At 63.6% G+C, this 16220-nt stretch carries 20 protein-coding genes; 12 read left to right on the top strand and 8 right to left on the bottom strand.

Going from position 1 to position 16220, the window contains the following annotated elements; genetic code table 11:
• Nucleotides 1-15: 15 nt before the first annotated feature.
• The 4 genes from KR767_RS07025 to KR767_RS07010 form a co-directional block, all read right to left on the bottom strand.
• Nucleotides 16-333 carry a hypothetical protein gene (locus KR767_RS07025; protein WP_250878602.1) on the bottom strand — a complete coding sequence of 106 codons (318 nt, stop codon included), beginning with the start codon at nucleotides 331-333 and terminating at the stop codon, nucleotides 16-18.
• A 103-nt stretch (nucleotides 334-436) separates the two neighbouring features.
• The gene (locus KR767_RS07020; RefSeq protein ID WP_166945745.1) at nucleotides 437-967 is read right to left on the bottom strand and encodes a hypothetical protein; all 531 of its coding nucleotides are present in this window, start codon (nucleotides 965-967) and stop codon (nucleotides 437-439) included.
• A 105-nt stretch (nucleotides 968-1072) separates the two neighbouring features.
• Nucleotides 1073-1342 carry a hypothetical protein gene (locus tag KR767_RS07015; protein WP_250878601.1) on the bottom strand — a complete coding sequence of 90 codons (270 nt, stop codon included), beginning with the start codon at nucleotides 1340-1342 and terminating at the stop codon, nucleotides 1073-1075.
• 128 nt (nucleotides 1343-1470) lie between these two features.
• Nucleotides 1471-3804, bottom strand: a complete 2334-nt coding sequence (locus KR767_RS07010; protein ID WP_345779896.1) for a TonB-dependent receptor family protein — start codon at nucleotides 3802-3804, stop codon at nucleotides 1471-1473.
• Nucleotides 3805-3945: 141 nt separating this feature from the next.
• Between KR767_RS07010 and KR767_RS07005 the strand changes: the two genes are divergently transcribed.
• Both KR767_RS07005 and KR767_RS07000 read left to right on the top strand, forming a co-directional pair.
• Nucleotides 3946-4275 (top strand): DMT family transporter, encoded by a 330-nt coding sequence (locus KR767_RS07005; protein ID WP_166945739.1) that lies wholly within the window; start codon nucleotides 3946-3948, stop codon nucleotides 4273-4275.
• Nucleotides 4276-4366: 91 nt separating this feature from the next.
• Nucleotides 4367-4690, top strand: coding sequence for a hypothetical protein (locus tag KR767_RS07000; protein WP_166945737.1), 324 nt, complete (start codon nucleotides 4367-4369; stop codon nucleotides 4688-4690).
• A gap of 6 nt (nucleotides 4691-4696) precedes the next feature.
• Here the strand turns inward: KR767_RS07000 and KR767_RS06995 are convergent, their stop codons facing one another.
• Nucleotides 4697-5185: a glutathione peroxidase gene (locus KR767_RS06995; RefSeq protein WP_250878599.1), complete on the bottom strand. Its 489-nt coding sequence runs from the start codon at nucleotides 5183-5185 to the stop codon at nucleotides 4697-4699.
• 239 nt (nucleotides 5186-5424) lie between these two features.
• Here KR767_RS06995 and KR767_RS06990 point away from each other — a divergent pair, with 239 nt between their 5' ends.
• Both KR767_RS06990 and KR767_RS06985 read left to right on the top strand, forming a co-directional pair.
• The gene (locus KR767_RS06990) at nucleotides 5425-6096 is read left to right on the top strand and encodes a lysozyme inhibitor LprI family protein (RefSeq protein WP_250879132.1); all 672 of its coding nucleotides are present in this window, start codon (nucleotides 5425-5427) and stop codon (nucleotides 6094-6096) included.
• Nucleotides 6097-6421: 325 nt separating this feature from the next.
• Nucleotides 6422-7081, top strand: coding sequence for a peptidoglycan-binding domain-containing protein (locus KR767_RS06985; RefSeq protein ID WP_250878598.1), 660 nt, complete (start codon nucleotides 6422-6424; stop codon nucleotides 7079-7081).
• 225 nt (nucleotides 7082-7306) lie between these two features.
• Here KR767_RS06985 and KR767_RS06980 read toward each other — a convergent pair whose 3' ends face one another.
• Complete coding sequence (locus KR767_RS06980; protein ID WP_250878597.1) at nucleotides 7307-7567, bottom strand: YkgJ family cysteine cluster protein; 261 nt, start codon at nucleotides 7565-7567, stop codon at nucleotides 7307-7309.
• 2 nt (nucleotides 7568-7569) lie between these two features.
• The gene (gene aroE, locus KR767_RS06975) at nucleotides 7570-8406 is read right to left on the bottom strand and encodes a shikimate dehydrogenase (RefSeq protein ID WP_250878596.1); all 837 of its coding nucleotides are present in this window, start codon (nucleotides 8404-8406) and stop codon (nucleotides 7570-7572) included.
• Nucleotides 8407-8541: 135 nt separating this feature from the next.
• Here aroE and KR767_RS06970 point away from each other — a divergent pair, with 135 nt between their 5' ends.
• Nucleotides 8542-8757, top strand: a complete 216-nt coding sequence (locus KR767_RS06970) for a hypothetical protein (protein ID WP_166945728.1) — start codon at nucleotides 8542-8544, stop codon at nucleotides 8755-8757.
• 564 nt (nucleotides 8758-9321) lie between these two features.
• Here the strand turns inward: KR767_RS06970 and KR767_RS06965 are convergent.
• Nucleotides 9322-10806 carry a RimK family protein gene (locus KR767_RS06965; RefSeq protein ID WP_166945726.1) on the bottom strand — a complete coding sequence of 495 codons (1485 nt, stop codon included), beginning with the start codon at nucleotides 10804-10806 and terminating at the stop codon, nucleotides 9322-9324.
• 244 nt (nucleotides 10807-11050) lie between these two features.
• Between KR767_RS06965 and KR767_RS06960 the strand changes: the two genes are divergently transcribed.
• From KR767_RS06960 to hslU, 7 genes are all read left to right on the top strand, one after another.
• A complete protein-coding gene (locus KR767_RS06960) occupies nucleotides 11051-11521 on the top strand; it encodes a GNAT family N-acetyltransferase (protein ID WP_166945724.1) in 471 nt (156 codons plus the stop codon).
• A 44-nt stretch (nucleotides 11522-11565) separates the two neighbouring features.
• Nucleotides 11566-11781 carry an LPS translocon maturation chaperone LptM gene (gene lptM / locus KR767_RS06955; RefSeq protein ID WP_166945722.1) on the top strand — a complete coding sequence of 72 codons (216 nt, stop codon included), beginning with the start codon at nucleotides 11566-11568 and terminating at the stop codon, nucleotides 11779-11781.
• A gap of 6 nt (nucleotides 11782-11787) precedes the next feature.
• The gene (gene dapF, locus KR767_RS06950) at nucleotides 11788-12615 is read left to right on the top strand and encodes a diaminopimelate epimerase (protein ID WP_250878595.1); all 828 of its coding nucleotides are present in this window, start codon (nucleotides 11788-11790) and stop codon (nucleotides 12613-12615) included.
• 58 nt (nucleotides 12616-12673) lie between these two features.
• Nucleotides 12674-13360 carry a DUF484 family protein gene (locus KR767_RS06945; protein ID WP_166945718.1) on the top strand — a complete coding sequence of 229 codons (687 nt, stop codon included), beginning with the start codon at nucleotides 12674-12676 and terminating at the stop codon, nucleotides 13358-13360.
• Entirely contained in the window at nucleotides 13357-14238 is an 882-nt protein-coding gene (locus KR767_RS06940; protein WP_166945716.1) for a tyrosine recombinase XerC, read from the top strand. The genes KR767_RS06945 and KR767_RS06940 overlap by 4 nt, the downstream gene beginning before the upstream one ends.
• A gap of 68 nt (nucleotides 14239-14306) precedes the next feature.
• Nucleotides 14307-14840: an ATP-dependent protease subunit HslV gene (gene hslV / locus KR767_RS06935; RefSeq protein WP_208392356.1), complete on the top strand. Its 534-nt coding sequence runs from the start codon at nucleotides 14307-14309 to the stop codon at nucleotides 14838-14840.
• Between the two features lie 3 nt (nucleotides 14841-14843).
• Entirely contained in the window at nucleotides 14844-16181 is a 1338-nt protein-coding gene (gene hslU / locus KR767_RS06930; protein ID WP_208392355.1) for an ATP-dependent protease ATPase subunit HslU, read from the top strand.
• The last annotated feature ends 39 nt before the right edge of the window (nucleotides 16182-16220 follow it).

Genomic DNA, 16220 nt, shown 5'->3' with positions numbered 1-16220 from the left:
GGTTGATTCGCTGAATCAGCGGAAGCGGCCGCCGACAATACGGCCATGCGCGTCGAGCTGCGCGAAATAGCGGCTGTTGTCGTAGCGGATTTCGGTGGTGGTGACGTCGCCGGGGAGCACGAGGCCGACGCACGAATAGAAGGCACGGAACTCCGCCGGCGTGGGCTTGCCGGCGATGAAGGCCGCGAATTCGTTGAGGTCGGTCACGCCGCAGCGGGACGGTACCGGCTGGATGGCCGGGGCATCCACGGCGGGGGTGGAGACCTGGGCGGCGGCGATGGCCGGAGCGGCGACGAAAAGGGCCACGAGGGCCTTGCGAACGATGTGGTTCATGAAGGAGGTTCCGTTTCCTGTAGTGGTCGTTGTCCGTCCTTCGCCGTGGCGAAGAGCGGGCGGCCACTATGGGCATCCGGCGCCAACCGCTTCCTGAATTCGCCTATCCACCATGCCGACGCATCGCGTCAGCTTTCGCCTCGTCTTCGGCGGTTACCACCTGCTGCTGCGCATCGAGCTTCGCACCCAGGATGATGAGGGTGTAATTGGTGGGGTCGAAGTCGCGCAGCAGCGCGATTTCACGCCGGGCTTCTTCGAGCTGGCGGCGGTTGATCTGCTGCTCGATCTCCTGCGAGGCGAAGGGCAACGTCTCGCGCAGGGCATCCAGCGCCGACGGGTTGTCGGGGTCGAGCTGGATGATGCTGAGGTAATACTCGTAGGCGTTATTGCCCTGGGGGGCGACCAGGCGCCCCTCCTTCGTTGCCTGCCGCGCCAGGCCGAGCAGGATATCGACCTCGCTCGAATGCCCCGCCGGGTCCGTGGATACGCTGAGGGTATGCCCGATCATCGCCCCGGTATCGGCACGATGACCGCGCAGCCATATCGTCGAGGCTATCGCACAGGCCACGATGGCGGCTGCGCCGATGATGAGGATCGCGCGACGGGATGGCACGACCGGTTTGGCAAGGAGCATGGGGGCGGCTCGCAATGGGGCATCCGCCGACACACCCACTGTGGCCGACGGACGCGGACGGTATCGCAGCTTCGTTGCAGTACCGTGGCAGTTGCAGACAGCGTGTTACAGATGATTCGACGAGCCGTGGTACACACCACCCAGGCTGCGAAGATCCGGTTCAAGAGCCAGCGCGGCAATTTCCCGGTCGAAACAGGGGTTGGCCTGTCGTACGGTTTCCAGCGAATGGCCGTCCAGCAGCTGCTTGCGAACCTGCTGGCGCTGGGCATCACTGCATACTTTCTTCACCACGATGCGCGTGGTGGTATGGGTGTCACCGGCAGCGGCGGTAGACGCCGCCAGGCCAAGAAGGGCAAGGGTGATGCATCGATACATGGTGTGACTCCGTGTCATGAAACATAAAGGGTGCATGCGAGCCATCCGCTACGCATGCACCCTTCACTTTGACATGGAGTGGCAGGCCCCGTGGCCTGTCATCCAGGGGATTTCACCGATATGTCCCGTCAGAATTTCGCGCTGACGTTGAAGAAGTACTGGCGCGGCGCACCGGCCATCAGCGTCTGGTTGTAGCCGTCCGGGTCGGAAGCCACATAGCCGTTGGTGCCGGTGGAAGCGAAGTAGCGCTTGTTGAGCAGGTTGGTGACGTTGAGGCCCACGCTCAGGCCCTTGAACACGTCGAGGTCGCCGAAGTCGTACGCGAGGCCGGCGTTGAAGATCCAGTACGACGGCACCTTGGAGTCGTTGATGTACGTGATGTAGCGCTGGCTGGTGTACTTGCCTTCGAGGTTGGCGCGCCAGCCGGCGATCTCGTAGCTGACCGAGCTGGAGAACATGGTCTTGGGCACGCCCACCACGTACTTGTCGGCCGTGTTGATCGTCACGCCGCCGGTCACGTAGTCGTCCTGGTACTGCGACTTGTTGTACGAGAACGAGTTGAGCCAGCTCAGGCCCTGCACCGGCTTCCACAGGAAGGCCAGGTCGGCGCCCTGGCTCTTCACGTCACCGACGTTGTTGAGCGAGGAGGCGCAGGTGACCACGGCGGGGCAGGGCGTGACCACCAGAAGGCGGTTCTGGAAGCGGGTGTAGAACACGCCTACCGAGGCTTCGAAGGTGTCGCCGTGGGCGCGGTAACCAGCCTGCCAGGTCTGCGATTCTTCCGGCTTCAGGTGCGACTTGGCCGCATCGAACGCTGCCTGCGAGGTGCTGAACGGCGTGATGCCGTAGGCCGAGATGTTCTTCGCGTACGAGGCGTAGATGTCCTGGTTGGCGTCGAGCTTGTAGTCGATACCGGCCTGCGGCAGGAATCCCTTGCTGGCCTTCATGCTGCCCTGGGCAAACGACGTGGTGGGCACGCGCGAAGTGGCGTCGGTGGTGACGCTCAGCGACTTGGCGCCGACGTTGATCGTGAGCTGGTCGTCGAGGAGATGGATCGTATCCTCGGCGTAGGCCATGCGTGTCTTGGTTTCATAGTGCTGCAGGAACGCACGAAGGAACGGTGTCTGATCGTTGTAGACGCGATACAGCGCGGTGTACTCGCCGCCCAGGGGGAAGAAGTTGCGCTCCTGGTTGGTATTGGACTCTTCGCCCCACACGCCCACTTCGATGTCGTTGTTGCCGACGGTGGCTTTCAGCGCAGAGGTCAGGCCATAGCGGTCCAGGCCGTAATCGGTGGTGCGCATGGACAGCGGCACGGTCGGCGACGAGGCCTGGTACGGCGTGGCCCACTGACCTTCGCCGCGATCGGTGTGGTAGTAGCCCGTGCTGTCGAGAGTGATGCCCTCGCCGAGGTTGAACGAGCCGGACAGGCCTGCAAGGCTGTCCTGGCGGATGCCGCCGCCGGCGTAGTACGTGGCGTCGCCCTTGTCGTAATTGGCCGGCAGCCCGTTGAGCACGGCCGGGTAGGCGCCCTTGCCGTTGAGCGCATTCGCCATCTGCACGGCGGTGTTCCAGTCCGGCTGCAGGTAGTCCCAGTTCCAGCCCAGCACGCGCTGGCTGGTGAGGGACAGATCCATGTAGTCGTATTCCTTGCGCTTGCTGCTGTCGGCAAACAGGCTGATGCGGTTGCCGTCGCCCCACTGGTACACGGCCTTCAGGTTGGCCTGGTTCGACTTCTGGTCGCCGAAGCCCTTCCACTTGTCGGTATCGGCGTGCACGAAGGACACGTAGGCAGAGAAGCCGCCGTGGTCACCCGTATCCACGCGGGCGAAGGTGCGCTTGGTCGAATCCGAGCCGATGACCTGGCTCAGGCGCACGCCCGGCTTCATGTCCGGATCGGCAGAGTAGAACTGCACCGTGCCGCCGAGGTTGGTATTGGAGGCGGTGCCGAGGGCACCGGCGCCCTGGGCAAGTTCCACCGTCGACAGATTCTCGGTGGTGATGGCGCGGGTCACCTGCAGGCCGTCGGTCACGCCGTAGCCCATCGTGCCGAGCGGGATGCCGTCGAGGGTGAAGCCCAGCCGCGACTGATCGAAACCATGCAGGTTGATCTGCGTAGACCACTCGTAGGCGCCGAACGGGTCGGCTGCCTGGAACTGCACGCCGGGCAGTTTTTCCAGCGCTTTCAAGGCGCTGGTGCCGGGCACCTGCTGGCGCACGATCTCGTCGGTGCCGATGCTCTGGATCTGGCGGGTTTCGCCCGGCGCGATCACCGACACGGCGTCGAGCTGGCGGGCGGTCTTGCTGCTGTTGCCGTCCGTGTTGGTGTCCGCATCCGTCGACGCGGCAGCCGGAGCCGGCTTGGCGCCGTCGTCGGCGGCCTGGGCAAGGCCCACCTGAAGGGTGAGGGCAAGGGCGGTGGCGAGGGCGGTACGACGGAGTGCGGTACGGGCGAACGTCATCGGGAAATCCTTCCTGGGCATTCGCGAAAGCGTCGCCTGACTTCATGTAACGATGCTTACTCGTATATGACGGGCGTCTTACGCCAATACCGGCCTCGGCTGCTATCGTCCTGCGTGTTTCGTCCAAAAGAGCGCGACGCCATGCCTTATTTCTACCTCGCCATCGCCATCGTCGCCGAGGTGGTCGCCACATCCGCCCTCAAAGCCTCGGATTCGTTCAGTCGTCCGTGGCCCAGCGTCGTGGTGGTCATCGGCTACGGCATCGCCTTCTGGTTCCTGTCCCTGTGCCTGCGCACGATTCCCACCGGCATCGCCTACGCGATATGGTCCGGGGTAGGCATCGTGCTCATCTCGGCAGTCAGCTGGGTCTGGTACCGCCAGGCCCTGGACCTGGCCGCACTCATCGGCCTGGGCCTGATCATCGCGGGGGTGATCGTGGTGAACGTCTTTTCGAAATCGGTGTCGCACTGAGCGGCGAGGTTCGCCAACCCGTTCACTGAAAACGGCCGCTCATCCGGCCAGCCTTGGGTCCGGTACACGGCCCGTTTGTCAGGAGGATCCGATGCGTCGTTCCGCGTTGCGTTTCCTGGGTATCGCCATCGCGCCGGCATGGCTGGCCGCGTGCGCCACGTCATCCCCGCCGCCGGTAGCCGTGGTCACACACCATGTGGCTCCCATCGCCGTCTCCTGTACGACGGACGCCATGACCGAACAACCCTGCATCGCGCAGGCCCGCGAGTCGTGCCAGTCACCACAGGTGGATACGATCCACCTGGTGCTGGCCACGCCCGTGACTACCGGCGTCGACCAGCACGGCAAGTCGAGCTACCAGTACCGGGCAACCTATACGTGTCCGCATAGCGTGACGGCACTGGCGCCGAAGTAACACAGCTCAATGCATCAGGGCGGCGCTGGCCAGCTCGCGTTCGATGAAGTCCGGCGTAAAAGCCGGCGCATAGCGCTTGATCACCCTGCCCGAACGATCGACAAGGAACTTGGTGAAGTTCCACTTGATGTCCTCCGCCCCGAGCAGGCCGGGCGCAGCATGCTTCAACGAAGCGAACAACGGGTGCGTCCCGGCGCCATTGACCTCCACCTTGGAGAACATCGGAAAGGTCACGCCATAGGTAAGGTCACAGAACGATTTGATCTCGGCGTCCGCACCCGGCTCCTGGTTTCCGAACTGGTCACAGGGAAAACCGAGGATCTCGAAATCCTGCCCGCGCATACGCTGGTACATCGCTTCCAGGCCCTGGTATTGCGGCGTGAACTGGCAGCGTGAGGCCACGTTGACGATAAGCAGCGCCTTGCCACGATAGGTGTCCATGGACACGGTATCGCCGTCGATGGTGCGCAGCTGGTGCTCGTAGATGGACTGCATGGCGGGATTCCCTGTGGTTGATCAGGGGAGTGTCCATCTCATGGAAGCACAAGACCAATCGATTGATTCAAGAAAATTGATAGGCATCGCCTATGGAGCTATCGCCGTCTCCAAACCGCCATGTGCTCCATACGTCTGGCGGTCGATCAGTAAAAATATTCAACATCGTACTTGTCCAATTTTCTCAAACGCCGTGCACGACATACCAAGGTAAGATCAGGTACCGCAATCGGGTGGAGATGGGACTGGTGACAAAATGGATATGGGTATTTCTGGCGTTGCTTTCCCTTGCAGATAGGAGCTTCGCTGCCAGTTTCGATTGTTCAAAAGCAAACTCTCTTAGCGAGCAGGCAATCTGCTCAGATGCGACCCTATCAACGCTGGACTCCAAACTGGCAAGCACATACAAGGACGCATATTCCACCGCAGACGATCAAAGCAAAGCCCAGCTGATAGTTGAGCAGCGGCATTGGATACGTTATGTGCGTGATATATGCGACTCCAATGATTGCCTGGCATCGTCCTATCGAGATCGAATCGCCCAACTGGCAAAGAACGACAAAATTCTCATCAACGAAGCTCATTGCGAGCTCATCGACCAAGCACCCTGCCGCAGCGTCGTCACCTATCGTGATAGCGCGTACCGCATTAAAGATTTCAATCAGTCGATGAAGTCCAATGGAACCTCGGGAGAAATTATCGGCTGTAGCAGTTTGATCGATATCCCCGTAGGCACAAGACATTCAAACCATAGTTTTGGTGGTTACTGCACGATAAAAAACGATAAAACACAGAAAAAAGTAAAGATCTGCAATGACGACATGCTGGGTCATTTCGCCATGGAACCGGCAGCGAAAGAAGACCAGAAAGAATTGATCGAGTTTACCTACGGAAAATGCTACGGCGGCTAGTCTTGGAAATTAGCTCAGGGAGGGAAAATCCATGACTGGGATGACAGCAGATCAGCTCCGCAAGCTGCTCTACAAAAACTGAAACAGACAATCAGCCATCAAATTTAAATGAATTCAGCTATGCCGGCGGAGGAAGCAGCACCTACTCATTCGGCCTTCTCCAGTTCGATGTAGGATCGGATCATGGCGGGGTCAAATCATTCCTGGGTGAACATGGCTTTACCGAAGACCAAACTCGTTCGTTGGATATGAAGTACCAGTAGCCCAGCACGAGACAGGTGCGCATCGTAGACCCCGCTCAAACAAAGACGGCACGCTGAGAGGCGTGCAGGAATCATTGAACAAATTAGGGTATACCGATGATGACGGAAATCCACTCTCTGTCGATGGGTTGAGCGGTCCAGCAACACAATCCTCCATCAGATCATTTCAACAATCATCGGGCTTAAGCCCTGACGGAATTGCCGGACCTATAACCAGGAACGCAATTGCTGAACAACTTGCAGCATATGAGCAGCCATCGCCGGCCATCAAAGTTAATGAAGACTCTCGAACACCGGTGTCCCAACTCAGCGACCCACTACACTCAGACTATAAGTTCTTCAGCACAACGCTGAAGCTTGTGCATGATCTCGATCGGAGACATGGCCGTGAACCAGACCACCAGAGCCAGAATCTTGCGGCATGCCTGGTCGTCAACGCGCGTCATGACGGGCTCAGCCGGATTGATCAATTGGAACTGAGCAGCGATGCGAGCAAGGTCTGGGGAGCGGAGCGACCGCCCGGCATACGCGATCACTTTTTTGATCGTTTCACCCATGCGCCGACCATGGAGTCACTCAGCACTCCAGTCTCAGTCAGCACAGACCGATGGCCAGAGGCCATGAGTCGCTTCCAGAGCATTCAAGAACAGCATCAGCAGGAGCGCCAGCAAGCACAGCAAATCGAACAATCCTCTGAACAAATTCAAGGATTGCCCCGATAAGCTTCGCCCTGAGATTCAAGGGACACACTAAGCAGATGGTCGAGCCGGCTGGTGTAGCTCAAACTTCACGGGAATGATTGCGTAACCCGAATCCGGCTTGCCGTCCTTGCCAACATGCGGATTGAAATGGTGCTGCATCCTGATTTCATGATCACCCTCTCAAGCCATCGATGGCTGGTGGCGTAGGGTGCTCCCTGGCCGCAGGCGAGACAAGCGACGGAATGATCAGGCTGCCGTCATGCGTTCCAGTTGGGTGAGCCAGGCCATGGCATACGTGTTGTCCGTCCCGCACATCTCCTGCTCGGGACGCAGGCCGCCACACACCTTCGGCCGTTCGGGACGACCGAAGATGGCGCAGCGATTGTCCGCCGTGAGCTGGATGCAGCGAACGCCTGCCGGCTTGCCGTTGGGCATGCCGGGAATGGGCGAGCTGATCGACGGAGCGATGCAGCACGCGCCACACCCGGGGCGGCAGGCGAGGGCCATGCTCAGAAGCGCTGGCGCAGTTCGCGGTAGACCGGATCCGTATCCGGACGCTGGCCGTGCCAGCGCTCGAAGCCGTCGGCGGCCTGTTCGATCAGCATGCCCAGGCCGTCGCGGAACCAGTCCGGACGCACGCCAGCGGCAACCGCCCAGCCCTTGAAGCCGGCAGCCGCGGTGCCGTAGCAGATGTCGTAGGCGGTGGAATGATCCTGCACGATGGACATCGGCAGGTCGAACTTGCCACCGTGGAAACCGATGGACGTGGCGTTGACCACGAGATCGAAGCACTCGCCGTCCAGGCCGTCCCAGTAACGCGTGTGGCAACGCGCAGGTTCGCCGATGGCATCGGCAAGCTCGTCGGCGCGCTCGGGCGTGCGGTTGACGATGGTCAGCGTCTTTACGCCAGCATCCATCAGGGCCCAGGCTACGGCCTTGGCCGCGCCGCCGGCACCGAGCAGCAGTGCGTCGTGACCACGCAGGTCAAAGCCGTGGCGTTCGGTGATGTCACGGACAAAGCCGCTGCCGTCGGTGTTGTGAGCCTCGATGCGACCATTGCCCAGATGGGTAAGGGTGTTCGCGGCACCGGCGCGCTTCGCCGCCTCGGTCACCTCGTCGGCCATGGCGAGCGCCACCAGCTTGTGGGGCATGGTGACATTGGCCCCATGGCCGCCTTCGGCAAAGAAGCGACGGACCTCGGCTTCGAAGACCTCGGGCGCGGCGTCGATGACACGGTAATCGAGGGCGATACCCAGCTGTTTCGCGAAAGCCGAATGGATTTCGGGGGACAGCGAATGCGCGATCGGATGACCGAACACGGCGTAACGACGAGCTTCGACGCTCATGGACTCTCCTGGCTCTTGGCCGGACACCATGTCCGGCGGACGGATTCTAGCAATGCGGCGGTGGAAGGGCTGTCGCGACCCGTGAGACAGGGGCTGCCTACCTTAGGCTCCACCACCACCGGCAGGAATCCCGCCATGAACACGCTCTCGCCGCACCGCCTTCGCGCCCTTATCGCCCTGGCCTGGCTGGCCGTGGGCAGCCTGCTGCTGGTGCTCACCCCGTTGTCCGCGCGCAGCGACGCCTTGGGCTGGTCGCCGTTGTTCTGGCTGGTGCTGGCGCCGGCAAGCGTGTTGCTGGCGATGCGGCCGAAGCTGCCGCTGGAGCTGCTGGCGGCACTCCTGCGCCGCTGAGTTTCATGTAGGAGCGCGCCTTGCGCGCGACCGGTGATATCGAAACGATGAAAATTTTCGCGACAACCGGTCGCGCGCAGGCGCGCTCCTACAACAGCCTGCGATCACGATGGGGAGAGGCGGCGGGGGCGGCCCTTGGCGCGACTGATGGAGGTGAGGGGAGTGGGCGGATAAGGCCGCGTAGCGGGGCCGGCCAGGAAGGCCGGCCCTTTTCGCCGAGGCACGGAGGCCGAGTCGAAAAGCCCCGCCCGCTCCCCGTGCCCGAAGGGGCGCGAGCCATAAGACACTAGCCGCGTCAGCGGCTCTCCTTTCCCGAGGGACACCGCAGACCGGAGCGACAAGGGCCGCACCCGTCGCCTCTGCTCTGCCACGTTCCAACGCCGAGCGCGAGGCTGATAGGCGAGCCCTTGCTATAGAGCGAGACACCACATGGGCTACGTTCCTACGGAGCGCAACATCGCCGATGCGATCGGCTCCTACACCTTCGGTAGGGAAGCCTTCTCATTCGGAGATGTCACGTTTCAAATGGTCGCGCGCGGGGCGCGCTCCTACAGGGTGGTGGGGTCAGGTGCTTAGGCCGAGGCGTTTCATTTCGAGGCGGCGGAGGAATTCCTGCATGATGCGCAGGTAGAGGTCTTCGCCCAGGTAGGCGTCTTCCACGCCTGCGTCGATGGACGGGTTGTCGTTGACCTCGATCACTACCGGGCGCTCGCCTACCTGTTTCAGGTCGACGCCGTAGATGCCGTCGCCGATGGTCTGCGTCGCCTTGAGCGCCAGCTTCACCACTTCGCTGGGCGCATCGCGCACGGGCACCGTGCGGAAGCCGCCGGATTTCGCCGTGCCCTTGGCACCGTGGTTGTAGATCTGCCAGTGGCCGCGCGACATGAAGTACTGGCATGCATACAAGGGCTCGTGGTTGAGCACGCCGATGCGCCAGTCGAATTCCGTGTAGAGATATTCCTGTGCGATGAGCAGGGCGCTGTGCGAAAACAGCTCGCCGGCTGCTTTTTCCAGCGCTTCGCGGCTTTCCACCTTCACCACGCCGCGCGAGAACGAACCGTCCGGGATCTTCAGCACCAGCGGCAGGCCCAGCCGGTCCGGCAGTTCGCGCAGCTGCTTCGGGTCGTCGCGATAGATGATCTCGGTGGTTGGCGTGGCGAGCTTGCGCGAGACCATCAGGTCATTAAGGAATATCTTGTTCGTGCAACGCAGGATCGAGGTCGGATCATCCATCACCACCATGCCTTCCTTCTCCGCGCGATGCGCGAAGCGGTAGGTGTGGTTGTCGCTGGCCGTGGTTTCGCGGATGAACAGGCCGTCGTACTCGGCCAGGCGCTGGTAGTCGTTCTTGCCGATCGGATCGACCTCGATGCCCAGGTGCTTGCCCGCCTCGACAAAATGCTTCAGCGCCTTGCGGTTCGACGGCGGCATGGCCTCGTTGGGGTCGACCAGCATCGCGATGTCGTAGCGATAGCGGCGGCGTGTACGCGGCTTGCGCCAGATCTTTCGCGAGAACTTCTCCAACGCGGCAGCGAAGGCGTCTTCCTGGGCGTCGTCCAGTGTATGCAGGCCCACCGGCTTCACCGCCGTCACCTGCCAGATCCGCTCGCGCTCGAACTCGATGCGCATGAGCGGGCAGGGGAACATGTCGAAGACCTGGCGGGCGAGATCCTGCAGGTCGGGATAGGCGGTTTCGCCGAAGTAGACCAGGACACCGAAATCAGTGGTGTCGCGACCGCCGGCCGGCAGGAACTTCTGCAGCCTCTGGTTGAGGTCGTCGATGTCCAGGCCATAGAGCGAACGACGGCGCAGGTCGTTCACCGTGCGCACCGAGGGGATCACCTTGTGGCCGCGGGCCTCGGCCAGCAGTGACACGTAGTAACCGGTGCCCAGGTACTTGTAGCTGCGGCACAGGTTGATGACATGGGTGCGCTCGTCGTCGCCGCCGATGGGCTCGCGGAGGTAATCCATGGCACTGACGACGTCGGCTGAAGGGTAGTACGAGCCCCAGTCCGAGGCTTTCTCCACGACGATGACGAGCCGGCTCATGAGACCTCAGCAAACGACGATTCCGTGTCCGGGGCCCGACATCGGGCCGCCGCGTTTCGCCGGTGCCGGCAGTGTGTTCCCCGCTGCCACGACGCACAAGCCGGGGCGCTGAAGCCCGATTGAACGGGTTCATGAAAAAGTCATTGATCGATGGGGGCGAGGGGTCTACAGTGCCGCGCTTGCCGAATACCCCTGTCCGGCTCCGCAGCCGTCCTGTCCCACCCGCGCCGGAGTTCCATCACGCATGCGTCCACCCCCGGTTACCGCCGCGGTACGCGTTCGTCGCGCCGAAGTCAGCGATCTCGACGACCTGGTCGCGCTCGAGGAATCGAGTTTCGCCCAGGACCGCCTGAGCCGCGCCCAGTACCGCAAGCACCTCGACAGCGAAACCGCCCTGGTCCTGGTGGCCAGCGCCAATCACCGCCGTTTCCTCGGTACCGCCGTGGTGTTCTTCCGCAAGGGCACCACCGTGGCACGCCTGTACTCCCTCGCCACCCAGCCGGCGGCCCAGGGCAAGGGCGTGGGCTCGGCGCTGATCGAGGCTTCCGAGGTATCGGCACGCCAGCGTGGCTGCCGCTCGCTGCGCCTTGAAGTACGCAAGGACAACGGCGTGGCCATCCGGCTCTACGAGCGCCTGGGCTACGAAAAGATCGGTGAGTACGCGGCGTATTACGCCGACGGCACCGACGCCCTGCGTTTCGAGAAGCAGCTCTGAGCGGTCACGGGGCTATACTGGCCCTCGTTTCCAGGGAACCGACCATGCGCCGATCGATCCTCCCATGCGCCCTCCTCATTGCCGTCGTCGCCCTGTCGGGCTGCGGCAACAAGGGCCCGCTGTTCATGCCACCCCCGCCCGCGCCGGGCAGCACCGCCAAGCCACAGGCCGTTCCGCATCCGGCTGCCGCGTCCACGGTGCAGGGCCCCGCGCCCGTGAGCACCACGATGTCGCCGTTCAACCCGATCATCCACCAGTAAGCCGCCATGCCCTCCCGCTTCACCAAGATGCATGGGATCGGCAACGATTTCGCCATCGTGGACTGGCGTGACGATGCCGGCCGCGTCCCCGACGCGGCGCGCATCGCCGCGCTGGCCGACCGCCAGACAGGCATCGGCTTCGACCAGCTCATCAGCATCGAGCCGGCGCGCGATCCCTCCTGTGCGTTCTATTACGGCATCTGGAACGCCGACGGCTCGCCCTCGGGCCAGTGCGGCAACGGCGTGCGTTGCGTGGCGGCCTGGCTTTATCGCGATGGCGCCATCGAGCGCGACGTGCCGGTCAGGCTCGAAAGCCCGTCCGGGCCGGTCACCGTGCGCGTGCTCGGAGCGGACATGGTCACGGTGGATATGGGCGAACCGGATTTCACGCCCGCGCATATCCCGCTCGACCGCCCGGCGCATTCGACCTACACGCTCGACGTGGACGGCGACGAGGCCACCTTCGGCGCCTTGTCCATGGGCAACCCCCATGGCGTGATCTTCGTCGATGATGTCGCCGACCCGCGTGTCGACCGGCTCGGGCCGAAGCTCACGCGTCACCCCGTCTTCCCGGAAGGCGCCAACATCGGTTTCGCCCAGCGCCTGGGGCCCGATCGCCTGCGCCTTCGCGTGCACGAGCGCGGCAGTGGCTGGACACGCGCCTGCGGCACCGGCGCCTGCGCGGCCGCCGCCGTGGCACGCGTCCTGGGTCTTGCCGGCGACACCGTGCACGTCGAGCTTCCCGGCGGCACGCTCACCATGGCGTGGGAGGGTCCAGGCCATACGCTATGGATGACCGGTCCGGCCGCCTTCGTCTTCGAAGGCGAGGTGTGACGTCAGCCTCCGAACGCGGCACACTGGGTAAGGCACGCAGCAGATGAAGGACAGCCCCATGAGCGAGACCGCGATCGAAGGCGACATCGAGCCGATTACCGTGGCGTCCTACCTGCGCCGGCATCCGGACTTCCTGGCCGATCACCCCGACCTGGCCGATCTGCTCGTGCTACCCACGCGCAATGGTCCGGCCACCTCGCTGGCCGTGCACCAGTTGCGCAGTCTGCGCGAGAAGAACACCGAACTCGAAACCCGGTTGCGCGAGCTGTCCACCGTGGCCGGCGAGAACGAAACGCTGATGCGCCGCGTACACAGCCTCATGCTGGCCCTGCTCAGCGCGGGCGACATCGCGGAAACCGTACGCAGCGTGGTCCGCCGGCTCACCGACGACTTCGGCTCCGAGCGCGTGCGCCTGGTCTTCTTCGGCGACCTCGCCGGCCTGCCCGACGAACCGTGGCTGCTGCGCGAAGCGCGCGGCAGTGCCGGCCTGCCGGAGTTTGCCTCGTTCCTCGAACACGGCGACCCGGTCGCCGGTCGCCTCGCGCCCGAGAAACTGCATCGCCTGTTCGGCGAGGAAGCCGGGGAGGTGCGCTCGGCCGCCCTCATGCGCATCGGCCGCGACGCCATGCTGGCCATCGGCAGCAACGACGCCGGTCGCTTCCACCCGGGCATGGGCACGTTGTTCCTGGACATGATTTCCACCAGCGTCGGCTCGGCGATCGAACGGGCCCGGAAGGCCGCGTGACACCGCAGGAGGCCGTCGAGGCCTTCCTCCGCCACTTCGCGGCGGAGCGGGCACCGTCCGCCCACACACTGGACGCCTACCGTCGCGACCTCGGCAAGCTGCTCGCCTTCATGGAGGCCGAGGGCATCACCGGCTTCGACGCCCTGGTACCCGATCGCCTGCGCAGCATGATCGCCCGTGAGCATCGCTACGGCCTGGCGCCGAACAGCCTGCAACGGCTGCTTTCGGCCTGCCGCACATTGTTTCGCTACCTCCAGCGCGAGGGCCGGCTCGCCCACGATCCGGCCGCCGGCGTTCGTGGCCCGAAGGTACGGCGCAAGCTTCCGCACGTGCTCGACGTGGACGAAGCCAAGCAACTGGTGGAGACCACGCTCGACGACGCCCACGCACCGCGAGACACGGCCATGCTGGAACTGCTCTATTCGAGCGGCCTGCGCCTGTCGGAGCTGTGCGGCCTGCGCTGGGGCGACCTCGACCTGGACGACGGGCAGGTGAGGGTGCTCGGCAAGGGCAACAAGACACGCATCCTCCCCGTGGGCCGTTACGCCGTCACGGCCCTGCGCAACCTCGCCGCGCAGGGTGGCAACGCACCGGAGCAGGCCGTGTTCAAGGGCCGGGCCGGGCTGCCCATCCATCCGCGTACCGTGCAGAAGCGCCTCAGCCTGCTCTCGGCCGGGCTGTCCCGCCACGTCCATCCGCACATGCTCCGGCACACCTTCGCCAGCCACATGCTGGAGTCCTCCGGCGACCTGCGTTCGGTGCAGGAGCTGCTGGGCCATGCGGACATCGCCACCACCCAGATCTACACCCACCTCGATTTCCAGCACCTGGCGAAGGTCTACGACGCCGCCCATCCCCGGGCCAAACGGAAGTCGTGACGCATTTCCGGCACTTGCCCGGACCGCCTTCCGGCCCCACGTTGGGCCTCTCCCCCAAGGAACGCACCATGGAATCGATGCACGCCACGACCATCGTCTGCGTCCGCCGCGGCGACAAGGTCGTCATCGGCAGCGACGGTCAGGTCACCCTCGGCAACACCGTGATGAAGGCCAACGCCCGCAAGGTCCGCCGGCTGGGCCGGGGCGACGTGCTCGCAGGCTTCGCCGGCGCCACCGCCGACGCCTTCACCCTGTTCGAGCTGTTCGAGGAGAAGCTGGTCAAGCACGGCTACAACCTCACCCGCGCCGCCGTCGAGATGGCCAAGGAATGGCGCACCGACCGTCGCCTGGGCCGCCTGGAAGCGATGCTGGCCGTGGCCGACCGCGAGGCCTCGCTGATCATCTCGGGCAACGGCGACGTGCTGGAACCCGAGCACGGCCTCATCGCTATCGGTTCGGGCGGCCCCTATGCGCAGTCCGCCGCGCTGGCCCTGCTTGAGAACACCGACATGGATGCACGCACGATCGCCGAAAAAGCGCTCAAGATCGCTGGCGATATCTGCATCTATACCAATCACAACGTTTCGATCGAAGAGCTCTGAACGATGTCCGAACTCACCCCCCGCGAAATCGTCAACGAACTCGACCGATACATCATCGGCCAGCACGACGCCAAGCGTGCCGTAGCCATCGCGCTGCGCAACCGCTGGCGCCGCATGCAGCTCGAACCGGGCATGCGTGACGAGGTCACCCCGAAGAACATCCTGATGATCGGCCCCACGGGCGTCGGCAAGACCGAGATCGCCCGCCGCCTGGCCACCCTGGCGAACGCCCCGTTCGTGAAGGTCGAAGCCACGAAGTTCACCGAAGTGGGCTATGTCGGCAAGGATGTGGAGTCGATCATCCGCGATCTTGCCGATGTCTCGTACAAGCTGGTCCGCGAGCAGGCCAAGTCGCGCGTGCGCAGCCAGGCCGAGGATGCCGCCGAAGACCGCCTGCTCGACGCCCTGCTGCCGCGCCGCCAGTCCACCGGCTGGGACGACACCGGCACGGGCGCACCGGCCATCGACAACGACACCCGCCAGAAGCTGCGCAAGCAGCTGCGCGAGGGCGCGCTGGACGATCGCGAGATCGAGCTGGATTTCGCCATGAACGTGGGCGTGGAGATCATGACTCCGCCGGGCATGGAGGAAATGAGCCAGCAGCTGGGCCGCATGTTCCAGAACCTGGGCGGCAGCAAGTCGCAGAAGCGCAAGATGAGCATCCGCCAGGCACGCCCGCTGCTGGTCGAGGAAGAAGCCGGCAAGCTGCTCAACGACGAGGAACTGCGCAGTCGCGCGGTGGATATCGCCGAGCAGAACGGCATCGTCTTCATCGACGAGATCGACAAGGTGGCGCAGCGTTCGGAGTGGGGCGGTGCCGGCGTGAGCCGCGAAGGCGTGCAGCGCGACCTGCTGCCGCTGGTCGAGGGCTCCACGGTCTCCACCAAGTACGGTTCGATCAAGACCGACCACATCCTGTTCATCGCCTCGGGCGCTTTCTCGCTTGCCAAGCCCTCGGACCTCATCCCCGAGCTGCAGGGCCGCCTGCCGATCCGCGTGGAGCTGAGCGCGCTGTCGGTGGACGACTTCAAGCGCATCCTGCGCGAGCCGAACAACGCCCTGACCAAACAATATGTTGCGCTGCTGCAGACCGAGGGCGTCACGCTGGAGTTCACCGACACGGGCATCGACCGCCTGGCGGAGGTGGCCTTCCAGGTGAACGAGCGCACCGAGAACATCGGCGCCCGCCGCCTGCATACGGTCATGGAGCGTCTTCTGGAGAAGATCTCCTTCGAAGCAGCCGACAAGTCCGGCGAAAACTATGGTATTGACGCTGAATACGTCGATAAAAACCTTTCTTCGCTGGTCAAGGACGAGGATCTGAGCCGTTACATCCTCTGAACATGGATGACCCCTCCCCTCTGCTAAGCTATTGACCAC

The organism is Luteibacter anthropi, assembly GCF_023699965.1.
Lineage (GTDB): Bacteria > Pseudomonadota > Gammaproteobacteria > Xanthomonadales > Rhodanobacteraceae > Luteibacter > Luteibacter anthropi.
The sequence above is the reverse complement of the archived record's forward strand: the minus strand, read 5'-3'. Positions and strand labels throughout refer to the sequence as shown.